This window comes from Pseudomonas sp. CCI3.1, assembly GCF_034313985.1.
In the GTDB taxonomy this organism is placed as follows: Bacteria; Pseudomonadota; Gammaproteobacteria; order Pseudomonadales; family Pseudomonadaceae; genus Aquipseudomonas; species Aquipseudomonas psychrophila.
Window position 1 is genome coordinate 680,645 of sequence record NZ_JAVIWO010000001.1, and the last position, 15,151, is coordinate 695,795.

Annotated in this window: 15 protein-coding genes; 5 read left to right on the forward strand and 10 right to left on the reverse strand. The window is 57.0% G+C overall.

Going from position 1 to position 15,151, the window contains the following annotated elements; translation table 11 throughout:
* Positions 1-37 precede the first annotated feature (37 nt).
* Positions 38-2,500: a UvrD-helicase domain-containing protein gene (locus tag RGV06_RS02875; protein WP_322149337.1), complete on the reverse strand. Its 2,463-nt coding sequence runs from the start codon at positions 2,498-2,500 to the stop codon at positions 38-40.
* Between the two features lie 266 nt (positions 2,501-2,766).
* Between RGV06_RS02875 and RGV06_RS02880 the strand changes: the two genes are divergently transcribed.
* Positions 2,767-3,462 (forward strand): pirin family protein, encoded by a 696-nt coding sequence (locus tag RGV06_RS02880; RefSeq protein WP_322149338.1) that lies wholly within the window; start codon positions 2,767-2,769, stop codon positions 3,460-3,462.
* Between the two features lie 962 nt (positions 3,463-4,424).
* On the opposite strand, the gene punC is transcribed toward RGV06_RS02880, so the two are convergent.
* Positions 4,425-5,606, reverse strand: a complete 1,182-nt coding sequence (gene punC / locus RGV06_RS02885; protein ID WP_037032332.1) for a purine nucleoside transporter PunC — start codon at positions 5,604-5,606, stop codon at positions 4,425-4,427.
* Positions 5,607-5,725: 119 nt separating this feature from the next.
* On the opposite strand from punC, the gene punR reads away from it, so the two are divergent.
* Entirely contained in the window at positions 5,726-6,685 is a 960-nt protein-coding gene (punR, locus tag RGV06_RS02890; RefSeq protein ID WP_322149339.1) for a DNA-binding transcriptional activator PunR, read from the forward strand.
* Here punR and RGV06_RS02895 read toward each other — a convergent pair.
* Together RGV06_RS02895 and RGV06_RS02900 are read right to left on the reverse strand one after the other, a co-directional pair.
* On the reverse strand, positions 6,621-7,232 hold the full coding sequence (locus RGV06_RS02895; protein ID WP_019825740.1) for a LysE family translocator: 612 nt from the start codon (positions 7,230-7,232) through the stop codon (positions 6,621-6,623). The two genes, punR and RGV06_RS02895, sit on opposite strands and share 65 nt — an antisense overlap.
* A gap of 237 nt (positions 7,233-7,469) precedes the next feature.
* The gene (locus tag RGV06_RS02900; RefSeq protein ID WP_322149341.1) at positions 7,470-7,997 is read right to left on the reverse strand and encodes a DUF4174 domain-containing protein; all 528 of its coding nucleotides are present in this window, start codon (positions 7,995-7,997) and stop codon (positions 7,470-7,472) included.
* Between the two features lie 228 nt (positions 7,998-8,225).
* Between RGV06_RS02900 and RGV06_RS02905 the strand changes: the two genes are divergently transcribed.
* The 3 genes from RGV06_RS02905 to RGV06_RS02915 all read left to right on the forward strand — a co-directional run bounded on the left by RGV06_RS02905 (position 8,226) and on the right by RGV06_RS02915 (position 10,134).
* Positions 8,226-8,765 carry a DUF3455 domain-containing protein gene (locus tag RGV06_RS02905; RefSeq protein WP_019825736.1) on the forward strand — a complete coding sequence of 180 codons (540 nt, stop codon included), beginning with the start codon at positions 8,226-8,228 and terminating at the stop codon, positions 8,763-8,765.
* Between the two features lie 92 nt (positions 8,766-8,857).
* A complete protein-coding gene (locus RGV06_RS02910; protein ID WP_322149343.1) occupies positions 8,858-9,421 on the forward strand; it encodes a sigma-70 family RNA polymerase sigma factor in 564 nt (187 codons plus the stop codon).
* A complete protein-coding gene (locus RGV06_RS02915; RefSeq protein WP_048351388.1) occupies positions 9,418-10,134 on the forward strand; it encodes an anti-sigma factor domain-containing protein in 717 nt (238 codons plus the stop codon). Before RGV06_RS02910 ends, RGV06_RS02915 begins: the two co-directional genes overlap by 4 nt.
* Here RGV06_RS02915 and RGV06_RS02920 read toward each other — a convergent pair.
* The 6 genes from RGV06_RS02920 to RGV06_RS02945 form a co-directional block, all read right to left on the reverse strand.
* Positions 10,121-10,705: a DedA family protein gene (locus RGV06_RS02920; RefSeq protein ID WP_322149344.1), complete on the reverse strand. Its 585-nt coding sequence runs from the start codon at positions 10,703-10,705 to the stop codon at positions 10,121-10,123. The two genes, RGV06_RS02915 and RGV06_RS02920, sit on opposite strands and share 14 nt — an antisense overlap.
* Before the next feature lie 71 nt (positions 10,706-10,776).
* A complete protein-coding gene (locus RGV06_RS02925; RefSeq protein ID WP_322149345.1) occupies positions 10,777-11,823 on the reverse strand; it encodes a DMT family transporter in 1,047 nt (348 codons plus the stop codon).
* Positions 11,824-12,557: 734 nt separating this feature from the next.
* The gene (locus RGV06_RS02930; RefSeq protein WP_169917299.1) at positions 12,558-12,761 is read right to left on the reverse strand and encodes a helix-turn-helix domain-containing protein; all 204 of its coding nucleotides are present in this window, start codon (positions 12,759-12,761) and stop codon (positions 12,558-12,560) included.
* 251 nt (positions 12,762-13,012) lie between these two features.
* Positions 13,013-13,213, reverse strand: a complete 201-nt coding sequence (locus tag RGV06_RS02935) for an SDR family oxidoreductase (RefSeq protein WP_169917301.1) — start codon at positions 13,211-13,213, stop codon at positions 13,013-13,015.
* Between the two features lie 40 nt (positions 13,214-13,253).
* Positions 13,254-14,003, reverse strand: coding sequence for an SDR family NAD(P)-dependent oxidoreductase (locus RGV06_RS02940; protein WP_315246419.1), 750 nt, complete (start codon positions 14,001-14,003; stop codon positions 13,254-13,256).
* Between the two features lie 42 nt (positions 14,004-14,045).
* On the reverse strand, positions 14,046-14,726 hold the full coding sequence (locus RGV06_RS02945; RefSeq protein ID WP_169917303.1) for a quinone oxidoreductase family protein: 681 nt from the start codon (positions 14,724-14,726) through the stop codon (positions 14,046-14,048).
* Positions 14,727-15,151: the final 425 nt, after the last annotated feature.

The following is a 15,151-nucleotide window of genomic DNA, read 5'->3' on the forward strand; positions in this document are numbered from 1 at the left end:
GTTATTCACGCCTGACGCATCAGGCGCCTGTTGCGACTCACGTGACACGCAGATCCTCAAAGAACGGCTTGCCCTGGGGCACGCGATCAGAAGCCTTGGGAACGTTTGGCCCGTGGGCATCCTGATTTTCCAGATACCAGTAGCAGTGCGTCACTGCCCGGGTGATGCCCACATAGGCCAGACGCAGAATTTCGTCTTTCTGCGCGTTATCGTACGGCTCAGGGTCGGCGTCCTTGCCCAGGCCGGCCATGCGATACACCTGATTCTTATAGGGTGAAGACGTCAGGTGCTGGCAGTCACCCAGCAAGAACACTGCATCCGCCTGCAAACCCTTGGAGCTGTGATAGGTCAGTTGCTTGAGCCGGCGATCTTCAGGCGCCAACCTAGAATCAACATTAACTACTGACTGTATATCCTTTTCTATCAATAGCTTATCGCTGCTTTTTCGATACAACATCAAGATGCTGTCGCCTGCGTTGTAATGCTCGATCAAGCGCGCAGCCAAACCCTGATCGTCCCGATGCAGGACATTGACCGGGACGGGTGTCTTGGGCTCTCCGCTGGCCTTGGCCTTTTTACCGGTGATGGACGGCGCGGCGCGCACGATATGTTCGGCCGCATCGATGATGTGCTGATGGCTGCGGAAGTTGTCGCTGAGCATCACCCGCGTGGTCGCGGGGGACGGAAATTCCTTGTTGAACTCCATGAAGTACTTGGGCGAACTGCCCCGCCAGCCGTAGATCGATTGCCAGTCATCCCCGACACACAGCAGCGAGGAGCGCTGGGCCCCACGCCCCACATGCATCGCAGGGCCTCGGCTACGGATTTCGCGCAGGCTGGCACGCAACCAGGACACTATCTGCGGCGAGACGTCCTGAAACTCATCAATCATCAAGTGCGACAGTGGGCGCAGTTGCTCATGGCTTAACAGCTTGAAGTTCTGCGGGGTGTTCTCGCCAAACAGGGAGAACATGCGGTTATAGGTCATGACCGGGGGAGTCTGGGCCAGCAAATGATCCTCCAGCGCCCGCCAGTAGAGGCTCAAGGCCTCAAAAAAGAAACGGTCCGGATCGTCCTTGGCAAAGCGCATGTCGGCCACGGCTGCCGCAACGTCGAGCCCCAGGTTCTCGATAAAGCTGGCCGCCGCCACAAAACTGTCGAGCAACGGCGCTGAACCCAACTCACCCTTGAGCTTGTAATCAAAACCCGGGCCTGCACTGGCATCACCCGCCATCGAGCTGATGACGCGTTTGGCAGACTCATAGCTATCCAACCAGATCAATGGCTTACCGCAGAAAGCTCGAAACAGTGTGCGCTTTACTGCCCACTCGGCACGCACACTGAGCCGGGCACCGGGACGGCAAATCTGAGGGTTTTCCCGCGGATCGAACCCCAGCACGACCCAGGCATCCAGCTCGGCAATGTAACCGTGGCAATGGAACTGCGAGCCATTGATCTCGACGGTTTCGCGATTGGGTTCGATGCCTTTGATCGGCCACGCCCCGGCGGCAAACCACAGGTCCTCCAGGGTGTCGCAGAGTTCTTCATCGCGCTTGGCGGCCAGTTCGGTCACGGCCATGCGCTTTTGCACATCGGGATGGTCGCGCTCCAGTTCCTTGAGTTGCAGGGCGTGCATGCGCAGAGGTGCCAAGGTCTGACGGAAGCGCTCATCGCGGCTGTACAGCCCGTGGAAGCAGGCATTGAGCTGCTGACGCTGAGCATCGTTGATACGCAGGTCAAACGGATTGCTGTCGGTATCGTCGTCGTTGAGCAGGCTACGGGTGTTCAGAGTCTCGAACGCTTGCAACTGGGAGTAGCCGGGCAAACTGCGCACCATGGGCAAAATCCGCGAGTGGAATGTGCGCACCACATCCCGGGCTTCCTTGAGGGACAGGGTGCGGCCCCACAAGGCAAAAATCTCCTGCAGCTTCTTGATGAAGTCCTTGCGCGACTCCCGGGTAAAGGTCACCACGGTCATCGAATCGAGTTCAAAACCCAGGTAGTGGGTCAACAGTAGAATCCGCAACACCAGTGACGTCGACTTCCCTGCCCCGGCCCCCGCAACCACTGAGGTAGACGGCGTATCGCTGAAGATCATCTTCCACTGTGCGGCACTGGGCTGAGCGTGCTCGGGCAGGATCGCGGCCACGTCCGCCTTGATCTGCTTTTTCAGCTCAGGCCCCAGCGGCAGTCGCCAGTCATCGAACAGGTGGTCATCGATCCCGGGCGCCCGCAGCTCTCGCGGGCGCGTGTCGCTGATAAACAGCACCTGACGCCCCTCTTCAAGCCCTTCGGCATGGCCCTCTGAAAAGCCGTAATCGACCCCGGCACTGTGCCCGCTGCGAAAGCCGTCTGCCTGGCCTTGTAGCCATGACGCGGCATGTTGTGCACGCAAACGACTCAAACCACTGCCAAATAATCGCGCCGCCAGGCGCTTGAACAATGGCAATTGGGTAAGGGGCGCGAGTTCATCAGGCAGTTCGGGATTGTGTTGCGGCACGCTGACTCCAGAGTGTGAGGCTGTCCGGGTGGATGGGCTATGGTCGCGCCATTACGCACAGAGATCTAGCTAATTGCTTGAGCATCAGCTGTTTAGGCCATGCAGTGAAGGTAAAGACTATTCGGCGGCAACATCAAACATCTAATTATTAGATCAGATTTACGCACTTTTTAAGCTTTTTATCGATATGTTCCTGACAGAGAATCATCCCATCATCAATCGGGTAGCCGTTCACATCCACGGGCAACCTGAACAGGAGACCTATCATGCTTGAACTCAGACCCTTCACTACCCTGGGCGGCGCAAACCACGGCTGGTTGGATGCCCATCATCACTTTTCGTTCGCCGAGTACTACGATCCGTCCCGTATGAACTGGGGCAACCTGCGGGTGTGGAATGACGATGTCATCGCCCCGGGCACCGGCTTTCCGAAGCACCCGCACCGCGACATGGAAATCATCACCTATGTCCGTGAAGGCGCAATCAGCCACGAGGATAATCTGGGCAACAAGGGCCGAACTGAAGCAGGCGATGTACAGGTAATGAGTGCGGGCACCGGGATTGCGCACAGCGAATACAATTTGGAGTCGACACCGACCAAGATCTTTCAGATCTGGATCATCCCCAACAAAGAAGGTGAGGCACCCGCCTGGGGCGCCAAGCCTTTCCCACAAGGGCAGCGCGAGGGCTTTGTGACGCTGGCCAGCGGCAAAGAGGGAGATAACGAAAGCCTGGGCATTCGCGCCGACGCAAGACTGGTCGCTGCAAACCTCAAGGCCGGAGAAACTGCCGAATACCGCCTGGACAGTGGCCGCCGGGCCTATCTCGTACCCGCCACAGGATTGATCGAGGTCAACGGCCTGCGGGCCAACGCACGGGACGGCATAGCGGTCGTCGACGAGTCGTTACTGCGCGTGACAGCCATTGAAGAAAGCGAAGTCGTGCTGGTGGATGTGGCCTGATCCACCTGCTACGCCACCAAACCTGTAGCCGCTGACGAGCCGTGCGAGGCTGCGATCGAGGAGGCACTCCTCGCAAAACCCGGCAATCGCGTGCTACCTGAAGAATCGCGAACCATGGTTTTACGACTGCTCTGCAGCCGATCGCAGCCTCGTTCCACTCGTCAGCGGCTTGTATGTTGGCGCTAAACCGTTTTTCGTAGGGTTCTGTGACGTCTGCGATGCATTTTGCTTTTGCTGGAGCCACACGAATGTCCAGACGACGCGAATGCCCATCACAGAAGGCCGAACGCAGGTGCTGTTATGGGGGTGGCGCGGCAGGACGCCGCGCCAGCCGCGATGGGCCATGGATGGCCCGTCGCGGCGTGCCCCCATGACAGTGCCGGAGTGAGGGAACCACCGAGCCTGGGCGAGGCGGCCGAATGGTAGGGCAAGCCTTTTTGGTTACTTTTTCGGCGTTTGGAAAAAGTGACCCGCCGTAAGGGCGGAACCCGTAGAGAACCGTGACATATCGAATGGATATGGACTCGGCATCGCTGCGGGCGCATCGCAAAACAACGGGCACACGGGGTACATATCCGGCATTCGCGGTTAACTGAAATGATGGTTTCGCTTTTACAGCGAGGCACTTTTGTTAAACAGCCACAAAAGTACCCAAAAAGGCCTTGCCCCCGCGTACGGCCCTCGCTGCGCTCAGGTGTCCCTCACTCCGGTCCCGCTCCGTGGGCACGCCGTGACGGGCCATCCATGGCCCAACACGGCTCTCCCGGCATCCATGCCGGTCGACCCACTACGCAGAACCTGCGCTCGGCCTCCCGAAGGGCAGGCAGATCAAAAACCAGTGCAAAAACAAGATCAACGGCCCGCCGAGGCGGCCTACAGGCCGACCTGTTTAGCGAAGCACATTTCTCTAAACAGGCCGGCTGGCAACAGAGTATCTACAGGTTTTCGACCTGCCACTACCGTCAGGATGCGGCAAAGGCCTTGGCATTAGCCTTGCGCCGCTGAATCAAGTAACCCAACAACGCCAGGGGTGCAGTGGCCAGCATCACTTCGACGGTGATTTGCAGGGGTTGGCTGATAAAGGCCGACACCAGCAAGCTACCCAGAAAACACAGTCCAAGCTGCAAGGTATTTTGCAGTGCAGCGGCTTTGCCGGAGTTTTCCGAAAACGGCATCAAGGCATTCGCCACCACAATCGGGTAACTCGCACCGTTCACCAGCGCCATCAAACAAAACGGGATCAGTAAGGTGGTCAGCGTTGGCTCGGTTTGTGTGGCGACCAGATACAACCCCACCATGCTGGCGCAGTAAGCCACCAGCAACCAGGGCAACAGCGTACGACCGCTCACTCGCTGCAGTGCGCTGCGGCAGCTGTAACCACCGACCAAAAATGCCAGCGTGGGTAGCGCATAGCTCAAGCCAATATCGCTCGGGCTGTAGCCCATATCGCCGAGGATAAAGGGCGATGCCGTCAACCAGGCGAAAAAGCTGGCCGAGCACGCCGCGAAGATCATCACGTTGCCACTGAATTTGGCCGAACACAGAAGCTGCCAGTAACTCACGCCTGACGCTACGGTCTTGGACGTTGTACGAATTTTTTCTTTGAGCATAAGTGTCGGGATGATCAGCAGCACAGCCAGGCCCAATAACACCGCAAAAATCGCTTGCCAGCCCAGGTGACTCAGGACCACGGCTCCCAGCAAGGGGGCAAGAGCCGGAGAGAGGCCCATGAGCGGCATGATTCCGGCAAATACACGGCTGGCCTGGTCAGCCGGGTAGCGATCAATCACCAGGGCTTGCCAGGTAACGGCCGCCGCACAGATGCCGATGGCCTGGATAAACCGCAAGCTCAAGAGCAACACGCTGCTCTCAACCCAGAACATGCCCGCGCAGCCCAGCGAAAACAGCGACAGACCCGCCAAGAGCACCGGCTTGCGCCCAAGGCGATCCGACAGCGGCCCCCAGAGCAACTGACCCAATGCAAAGCCGGCCAGAAAGATGCTCAGGCTCGCGCCCACCGCACCGGCTGACAGCCCTAATTCACTGCGCAAAGTACCGAATGCTGGCAGGTACATATCCATCGCCAGATAGCCGAGCATGCTGAGCCCGGCGAGATAACAGGTAAAACCAAAAGAGTTCTTCATGTGCACCTAAAAACTTGCCATCAAACAATTTGTTGACTGACGCGCATTATCCAGCTGAGGATTTGCTTGTGAAGCGATAATAATTGCCAACTGGCATCGAATTTTTTGAAGGCAAACTCATGTGGTCCGAATACTCGTTGGATGTAATTGATGCAGTGGCCCGCCACGGCAGTTTCAGTGGTGCGGCCCAGGAACTGCACCGCGTGCCCTCAGCCGTCAGCTACACCGTTCGCCAGCTGGAGCAGTGGCTGGCCGTTCCGTTGTTCGTTCGTCGCCACAGGGATGTAGAGCTGACGCCCGCCGGGCAGTTGTTTGTCAAGGAAGCCCGCGACGTGATGAAAAAAATGCTTGGCACCCGCCGCTTGTGTCAGCAGGTGGCCAATGGTTGGAGCGGCCAATTGCGGGTAGCCGTGGACTCGATCATCAAGCATCCGCGCTGCCAGCAAATGGTGATCGACTTCTATCGGCACTTTCCGGACGTGGAGCTGATTGTTCAGTACGAGGTGTACAACGGTGTGTGGGACGCACTGGTGGACGGGCGCACCGACATTGTCATCGGCGCCACGCGTGCCGTACCGGTGGCGGGCAGCTTTGCCTTTCGCGACATGGGCTTTTTGCACTGGCTGTGCGTGGTCAGCCCACTGCATCCACTGGCTTCGGTTGCAGGATTGCTGGGCGATGATCATTTGCGCCCCTTCCCCTCGCTGTGCATGGATGACACCTCACGCAGCTTGCCCAAACGTGACACCTGGACGCTGGATAACCAGCGCAGAATGATGGTGCCTGACTGGGCCACGGGCCTGGCCTGCCTGAGCGACGGGCTGTGCGTCGGCATGGTACCCGCCCATCTTGCCCAACCCTTGATCGAGCAAGGCAAGCTGGTTGCGCTGCACTTGCAACGCCCCTTCCCCGCCAGCCCTTCGTGCATTGCCTGGTCGCAGAAAAATCATTCCCCCGCCATGAGCTGGCTATTGGAGTATTTGGGCGACACGCCAACCCTGAGCCAGGAGTGGCTCAATGAACATCAAACAGAATTGGATACAGCGACACCACCAACAGAACTGCCATCGTCAGATTGAAAGCCAACAACCATTTAGGTTTGGTCAAAACGTTGCGTAACGCGCTGCCGCACCCGGCCCACACGCACACGCTGGGCAAGTTGATGATGGCAAATACCAGGGCGATGATGAACACATTGGCGATGTAACCCTGTGATGGCGTGTAGGTCGTGATCGCGCCGATGGCCATCACCCACGCCTTGGGATTGACCCACTGGAAAGCCGCCGCGCCCCAGAACCCCAAAGGGGTGCCTTGGGCCGATTCTGAATCAGAAACAGGACCTGATGTGGCTACTTTCCAGGCCAGGTACAGCAAGTAAGCCGCCCCCAGGTAACGCAACACGGTGTAGGCCATGGGTACGGCCTTGAACACGCCGCCCAGCCCCAGCCCGACGGCCAGCACCAAAAACATGAAGCCGAAACTAATACCCAGTGCATGGGGGATGGTGCGCCTGAATCCGAAGTTGACGCCCGATGCCAGCAGCATGGTGTTATTGGGGCCAGGGGTGATGGAGGAGACAAACGCAAACAGTGCGAAGGCAGAAATCAGTTCGAGGGAGAACGGCATAATGTTATCCGGCAGTCAGAGGAGCAATTGACTCACCCTAACGGATTACAGTGCTGGCATTGCGCTACAGCTGAGTTCTATTTTTACCGCACACATTGAGAAAGGCTTTCGTTTTGACGACACGATTTTCACGCCACTTTCACATCATCAGGCCTAAATTGGATCCACTCCTTTAGTGAATCCCATTTGGCCCGCTCCCCCCAGCGGGCCTTTTTTTTGCCTGTTTTTTAATGACCTTCAGTCTTCCAGAGCCTTGACCGGTTTTGCCGGCTTGACCGACTTGCCCGCAGCAGCTCCCTTGACTGGAGCCTCGGCCGCAACCGGTGCCAGGGTTTCCTTTTCAACGGGAGGCAAGGCATCGATGATTTTAAACAGCTCGTTGAGATCAACGTCGCCAACTGTCTCGACCTTCTTTTCGCCATCCTTGCCGATCAGGATCACTTTGGCCTTATCAATGATCATCCCCGGTTTGAGGCCGCGAATCAGCGACATTGTGCTTTGGGGTTCGAGGTCTTTGCCATCGCGTTTGCCGGTAATGCCGACAATCGTGTAGAGCACCATATTGCGCTCGTCAAAAGCCTGTTTGGTGGCCGGGTCTTCAAGTGCCTTATTGAGGGCTACCAGCGCTGGATCGGCCTGTGCACGGGCAACAATAACCAATGGGCGAAGCTTGCCGCGATCCTGTTCAATGGGGCTTGGAACTTCAACAGCTTGCACTGTGCCAGCCACCAGCACACTGGCAAGGATCAATAAACGGATAAACATCCAGATCTCCTTTTATTATCGGACCGGCTTCGCGAGCGTGTAGCAAATGCCTTGAAACCCTTGGCGTTGAGCCTGTCATTCAAAGCTTAGGCCAAGGGCTCAGTCACGCAACCGGGGTTCCCGGACTTTGCCTTTCATGTTTATTTTTTGCAACTGCATCCAAACCGCTCACCCGGGGGTAGTACCTGTAACAGCCCGTACGCTGTTACCCCATCAGGAGATAGGTACATGAACGTAAAACGCTTGATCAGCCATGCCAGCGTTACACTTGCCGCCGTGATGTTTGTCGCTGTACCGGGCGCCTATGCACAGGCGGACTTGCCCGAAAACATTAGGGTTCCCGACGGACACAAGATGGCGATGAAGACAGTTGGCGTAGGTGAAATCACTTACGAATGTAAAGAAAAAGCCAATGCCCCAGGACAAATGGAATGGTTTTTTGTTGGCCCAAAAGCTCAACTAAATGACACAAATGGTAAACAAGTCGGCACCTACTTTGGCCCGCCAGCCACCTGGCAAGCCCTGGACGGTTCCAAGGTTACGGGTACCCAGCTCGCCGTAGCACCCGCCGGCGCGGGCAATCTGCCGTATCAACTGGTCAAGGCCAATCCGGCTGAAGGCAAAGGCGCCATGAGCGGCGTGAGTTATATCCAGCGTGTCGCACTCAAGGGCGGCGTGGCACCCAGCAGCGAATGCTCTGCGGTCAACAAGGGCCAGCGGCAAGTGGTTCCTTATCAGGCAGATTACATTTTCTGGGCCAGCCGTTAAGGTACTTGGCCTGTAGCGAATCTCGTCTACGCTGCTTCGATGGAGCCCGGGGGAATGCCCCGGGGATGTCCCACCTATAACGGCGCAAGACAGTGACGATACCTGAGCCATTGTTTGACTACGAAGCCTGCCTGCTCGCCTGCGCCCGCGGCGAACGGCAGGCGCTGGTTGCCTTGTATGCCCAGGAAAGCGCACGACTGCTCGGTGTTGCCAGGCGTATTGCCCGTGACGACGCTCTGGCCGAGGACATCGTGCATGACGCTTTTATCAAGATCTGGACGCGCGCGGCCAGTTATGACCCTCAGCGCGGGTCAGCACGGGGCTGGGTTTTCAGCGTGACACGGCATTTGGCACTGAACTTCATGCGCGACAATCGCCTGGAGGTTCAAGTCAGTGAAGACAGCGAGCTGGCATTACAGCCCCTGGCCAACCTTGATGGCAGCCTGGCGCTGGATGCACTTGAATGGCGAGCAGGCTCCGAGCGGATCTATGGCTGCCTCGAACAGCTTGACCCTGCCAGGCGCACCTGCATTGTGCATGCCTATGTCGACGGTTATACCCACGCAGAAATTGCCAAAAAACTGGCCACGCCTCTGGGCACCGTCAAAGCCTGGATCAAACGCAGCTTGAGCGCCTTGCGCGAGTGCATGGGATGACTTTCAAACCAGAAGACAACGACTCAGCCGATCTTGATGCATTGGCGGGCGAATACGTGCTGGGGACACTGGACGCGCAACAGCGACACGCCGTTGAGCAGCGCCTGCCCCATGACGCCAACTTGCAAGCAGCGGTAGAACGCTGGGAGGCACGCCTGTTGCCGCTCAACGACCTTGTACCGGCACAGCCCCCCTCAAGGCAGCTGTGGCCTCGTATCGAACGCAGCCTGAACGCACTGAATGTGCCCGCCCCTCAGGCCAAGGCCAGTTGGTGGAACCTTCTGCCATTGTGGCGCGGCCTGTCAGCCGCAGGGCTGGCAGCAACCCTGGTACTGGGCACCGTGTTGTTGACCGCAACCCCTAGCGTTTCACCTCCCACTTACGTAGTGGTACTGGTCGCACCACAAGACCAGGCCCCGGGCTGGGTGATCCAGGCCAGCAACCGCCAGCACATCCAGCTTATTCCACTGGGCATCACGCAAGTGCCCACTGACAAGACACTGCAGTTCTGGACCAAGGGCGATGGTTGGGATGGCCCGGTGTCACTTGGACTGGTCAAGCCTGGGCAAACCTTGTCACTGCCACTGGATCGCCTGCCACCGCTTGAGCCCAATCAACTCTTTGAGCTGACCCTCGAAGGCCCTGACGGCTCTGCAACAGGCAAACCTACTGGCCCGATTCAGTTTATCGGCCGTGCCGTCAAAGTGATTTGACGGCCTTGTTTCTCGCCCGTAAATGACGCGCCAATGCGAAGACCACCATCAGTGCTATCACCCCCAGCGCAATCGGCAAACGATAGGGTTTGAGGTCACCCAGCATCCCCTCCAGAAACTCCCCGGCCCAATACCCGGCACTGGTAAACAGCGTTGCCCACGCCGCAGCGCCCAACGCGTTGAAGCAGGTAAATTTCAACGGCGAGACCTTGCAGGCGCCAATCACCATTGGCCCGACCAGCCGCATGCCATACAAAAAGCGCACTGAAAAAATCGATACTGCAGGATGCTGATTGATCATCTGGGTGACTCGATCGATGACCGCCTGCTGCTTGTGCAGGCGCGGCAACAGGCGAGCGCCGAAATAACGACCGATCCAGAACAGCAACTGATCGCCCAGCATCCCCGCCAGACTGGCGTATCCAATTACCGGCAATAGCTTGAGCACATGCTGGTGCGCAGCCATTCCGCCGAGAAGCAGGATGGTTTCACCTTCCAGCAAACAGCCGATAAAAACGGCCAGATAGCCATACGTTGCCAGCAAGTGATTGAAGTCGATGTGTTCAAACATGCGGGGTCTATAGCTCCATTGAATGTCAGGGTGTTACGGCGTCCTTGGGGCTGAATCTATCACGCAGCCGTTCAGTGCCGGTGTCGATGATGAATATCCGGAAAATGCGGGTGGTTGTGACTGATCGCGTGATGTTGATGCGCATGGCTATGGGGCACGCTCCCGGGGATGTCTTCGTCATGCTCATGCTGATGATGCTCATCGTGAGCATGACGATGGGTGTGCTCCAGCGGCTGATGCAGGTGGACATGCTCATGGCGCTCGGTAAGGTGCAGCCACACCCCAAAAATCATGAACGCAGCGGCCACCCCGAACAGCAGCGACACAGACTCTCCCAGCACCAGGATCGAGATCGCCGCCCCCAGGAAAGGCGCGGTCGAAAAATACGCCCCGGTTCGCGCCGCACCCAGACCGCGCAGCGCCAGTACAAAAAGCACCAGGCTGACGCCGTAGCCCAGGAAGCCGATCAGCAAGGTGGGGCTCAGCACGCCAAGTGGCGCGATCTTGGCGCCCATCATCAACGCAATCGCGCAGTTCACCAGCCCTGCGAGCAACCCTTTGGCCCCCGCAATAAACAGTGCGTCCGAGGCAGATACCTTGCGCGTCAGATTGTTGTCAATTGCCCAACACAAACAGGCAAACGCGACGGCCAACGGCCCAAGCAAGGAGAGCGATACACTGGACTGCGCCCCTGAAGGCCACGACAACACCACACCCCCCGCAATAATTGCCAACATGCCAAGCACAATCCGGCGGTCTGCGTTTTCCTTGAACACCACCCACGCCAACAGTGCGGTCAGCACGGGCTCGAGATTCAACATCAACGACGCGGTTGCGCCACTGGTCAGGGTCAAGCCGAACATCAGGGCCACAGGCCCCAAAATCCCGCCAAACACAATCGCCCCGCCCAGCCAGGGCCACTCACTTGCACTCAAGCCCGATGGTTTCCAGCCCCGATCGCGAATACAACGCACCAACAGCAGTCCCACACCGCTGCCCAAATACAGCAAACCTGCCAGCATCACTGGCGCAACTTCGGTCCCCAGCACCTTGGCCAGAGGAGTACTGGCCCCAAACAACGCTGCCGCTGCCAATGCGTAAACCACACTCGTATTCATCACATCCACTTCTTTAATCGTCGTGCAAGCAGCCTAGACCAGCCCGGTGAAACGAGTCGAAACAGCGCACGACGTGACGCCCACGAAACGGCCGTCATAGCGACAAAAATTCAGGGGTGTTCGATATATCTATGATTTTCCGAAGGTTTTACTCAGGCGCCTGTTAAAAAAATGTACCAAAATGGACGCTATCGAACTTGCCTCATCGGCGCAGGCTCTATATATTCGTCCACCTGTCACGCAGGCTCTTGTGTACTTTGATTGCTGAAGCACCTTCCTTCCTGACCCGCTTTACAGCGCTACCGCCCGAATGGCGAAACTGGTAGACGCATGGGACTTAAAATCCCCCGGGGGTCAACCCCCATCATCCCTTCGCGTTACAAAAAATCAAAAAAACCTCAATTAAATCAGCCTGTTGAAGCGATTTCCTCTCTGTAAAATACTTTCCAAGTCCATACAGCTCAGCGCTTGGGAGCTATTAGGGAGCCGCAGCGCTCAAAAGTCCAATCTCCAGCAAGCTACGCACCGCCCACATAAGCTCCCGCCAGCCACAGAAGCTCCTGATTGATCGCCAGTCTCTATTGGCAAGCGGCAAGCGAGCAGCTCCCAAGCGGCTTCCAAGTGGATCTTTGGTGATGAGGTAGGAGAGGTGATCGCGCAAAAGAAAAGGCGCACCGCCTCAACCAAAGACGGTGCACCTTATTTTCTACCGCGAGTAAAACACCAGGCTGGTGTTAGGCGGCGCTCATGCTTTTTTCGGAAAATCGCTGTACATCAGCTTTTTTGTAAAAGATCTTCCGGCTGATGTGCATAAATGGTGGCAGCATGTCTTTGTACTTGCCGGTGTACCGCCAAAAGCGAAGGGTCTCAGGAGACAGGCCGAGAATTGCGGCAGCTTCTTTAGCCGGGACGTAATCGCTATTTTGTGGCAAGCGCATAAAAATACCCTTTAAAGTCAATAGGTTTCACCTTTCGCACGTCCTGGGGCTGTCTGGTGTCAATACATGCTCATTGTTTTTTGCGGAGAGGTCAACGACCGATCGTCGTATTTATTTGGGCTTTCTATTGACAGATCGTAAATTTAAGGAGTGAGTACAAGAAAGCTATACTGTTAAGGTTCGGCTTAAGCTTGAGGCGGGGGGGATTTTTTAGGGGGTGACAACAAATGGCCTTTTAAAAGCTGGAATTGCTAGGGCGGTTGGCGGACATCACATACCAATCCCTGATGTGGATCACCGAGGTTTTCCTTGGCAATCTCGAGTTTGTCGGCTGCGATATCGAGCAAGACTACTTTTGCGCCCTCCTCCGCAAATCGACTGGCGATGGCCCAGCCAATGCCATTGAGCGATGCCGCACCCGTGACAACCGCTACCTTATCCTTGAGCAACATATCGGTATCTCCCATATAAGCCGTCAATGGCGGCATCAACCTAGTGGATGTGCAGCCCGCCATTGACGTCCAGAACTACGCCTGTCACGTAGCTCGAAAGGTCAGACGAGAGGAACAGGCAGGCGTCGGCAATATCCTTGGGGATGGCCAGACGGCCAAGAGGCGTCGCGTTCAATGCAGCCTGGCGCCCCTCATCAGTGAGCTTTCCAATGAGCAGCTCGGTATCGACCAAGCCGGGGGCGATCGCATTGACTCGGATACCGTCGATGGCCAGTTCCCGCGCCATGGCCTTTGCCAAAGTCTGCGCCCCACCCTTTGCTGCGGCGTAATGCGGCCCACCAAGCACCCCGCCACCGCGCTGAGCAGCTACCGACCCCATGTTGACGATCGCACCGCTGCGCCGGGCCCGAAGATGTGAAACAAGAGCTCGAGACATGTTGAATGCCCCGCGCAGGCTGACATCCATGACCAAGTCGTAGTCTTCAAGCGTGCTGGCCATCAGCTTGAACGGCTGACTTACGCCGGCGTTATTGATCAGGATGTCTACATGGCCGAAGACATCGATAACCGCATCTACGGCTTGCTGGCAGGCGTCCGCGGAACGGACGTCGCACTGCAATCCGATACAACCGTTCCCGAGCTCAGCAGCCGCCGCGTCGGTCGCGCTCTGATCAAGGTCTATAAGTGCAACACGCGCACCGTTTTCGACGAAACACTTGGCAGTTGCCCAGCCGATGCCTCTCAGCGAGGCGCCACCGGTAACGATGGCGGTCTTGCCTTTAAGTAACATGGTGTTCTCCCTTGTTCTTGTTTTGTGGAGAAAGCGTCGCGGTCACACAGTGAGAATCACCGACCCGCTGGTTTTACGAGCCGCCAGGTCTTGGTGCGCAGTAGCCGCTTCTTTCAACGGATAAGCGTTGTCGATGCGAATGCGTAAAGCACCTTTCTTCACCAGGTCGAACAGCTCTCCTGCGCCGTGCTGGAAGTCAGCCGCCTCTGCCACGTAATGCGAGATGGTGGGTCGGGTGATGAACAATGAACCCTTGTTGCGCAGGTAGGCCAGATCTATGGGCGGTACATCACCGGACGCCCAGCCGAAGGAGGCCACCAGACCGAAGCGTTGCACACAATCTAGAGACTTTTCGAAGGTGTCCTTGCCGATGGACTCGTAGACGACGCTGACGCCCTTGCCATCAGTCAATCGTTTGGTTTCTTCGAGGAAATCGAGCTTTTCGATGTTGATGGGATGGGCGTAGCCGTACTCTTTGAGGATGTGGGCCTTCTCGTCACCCACGCAGGTGCCGATCACATTGGCCCCAAGATGAGAGAGCCACTGGGTCAAAATCAGACCTACCCCACCCGCTGCTGCGTGTACCAGCACCCAATCACCGGCCTTGATGTCTTTCAAACGTGTGGCGAGATACCAGGCTGTGAGTCCACGAAACAGTGCGCCGGCGGCGGTTGCAGAGTCGAGGTTTTGGTCGGGTAGTTTGAACACGCGCTCGGCCAGCACATTGCGTCGTTCAGCGTAGCTTACTCCCTGAGTATCTGCATGACATTGATTTCGATCTGTCCATTTCCAACTTCATGATCCGCCCGTCCAATGGGGACGTTGTAATGAGCGATCCTGTTCATGGACTATCCGAGGTCTCGGCAAAATTGCATCGCTACCTCAGAGATGAACCTACCAATTTCGAGAAACGGTAGCCAGGTTGAGTGCGTTATCGCCCTGCCTAGCTAGCAGGGCCCTATGGTGTAAAGGAGGCGCAGGAGTGTTGCTGCCCAAAATTTCACACGCTAAGTAGTCAGTGGCGAGCGTTGATAAACTCGCGCTCGCAGGCCACCAACGCCGACACCATCATTTTGTCCAAGCTCGTCGCCCAGTATTATTGGAATAATAATGCCCTAACCAACAACTCGTACATACCATGCTGGTGT

Bases quoted from the DNA above. Each gene is read 5' to 3' on its own strand.
- RGV06_RS02915 (WP_048351388.1), top strand. From the start codon at position 9,418: ATGACTTTCAAACCAGAAGACAACGACTCAGCCGATCTTGATGCATTG.
- RGV06_RS02930 (WP_169917299.1), bottom strand. From the start codon at position 12,761: ATGCGCTTGCCACAAAATAGCGATTACGTCCCGGCTAAAGAAGCTGCC.
- RGV06_RS02940 (WP_315246419.1), bottom strand. From the start codon at position 14,003: ATGTTACTTAAAGGCAAGACCGCCATCGTTACCGGTGGCGCCTCGCTG.
- RGV06_RS02900 (WP_322149341.1), bottom strand. From the start codon at position 7,997: ATGTTTATCCGTTTATTGATCCTTGCCAGTGTGCTGGTGGCTGGCACA.
- RGV06_RS02925 (WP_322149345.1), bottom strand. From the start codon at position 11,823: ATGAATACGAGTGTGGTTTACGCATTGGCAGCGGCAGCGTTGTTTGGG.
- RGV06_RS02920 (WP_322149344.1), bottom strand. From the start codon at position 10,705: ATGTTTGAACACATCGACTTCAATCACTTGCTGGCAACGTATGGCTAT.
- RGV06_RS02935 (WP_169917301.1), bottom strand. From the start codon at position 13,213: ATGTTGCTCAAGGATAAGGTAGCGGTTGTCACGGGTGCGGCATCGCTC.
- RGV06_RS02880 (WP_322149338.1), top strand. From the start codon at position 2,767: ATGCTTGAACTCAGACCCTTCACTACCCTGGGCGGCGCAAACCACGGC.
- RGV06_RS02905 (WP_019825736.1), top strand. From the start codon at position 8,226: ATGAACGTAAAACGCTTGATCAGCCATGCCAGCGTTACACTTGCCGCC.
- punC (WP_037032332.1), bottom strand. From the start codon at position 5,606: ATGAAGAACTCTTTTGGTTTTACCTGTTATCTCGCCGGGCTCAGCATG.
- RGV06_RS02895 (WP_019825740.1), bottom strand. From the start codon at position 7,232: ATGCCGTTCTCCCTCGAACTGATTTCTGCCTTCGCACTGTTTGCGTTT.
- punR (WP_322149339.1), top strand. From the start codon at position 5,726: ATGTGGTCCGAATACTCGTTGGATGTAATTGATGCAGTGGCCCGCCAC.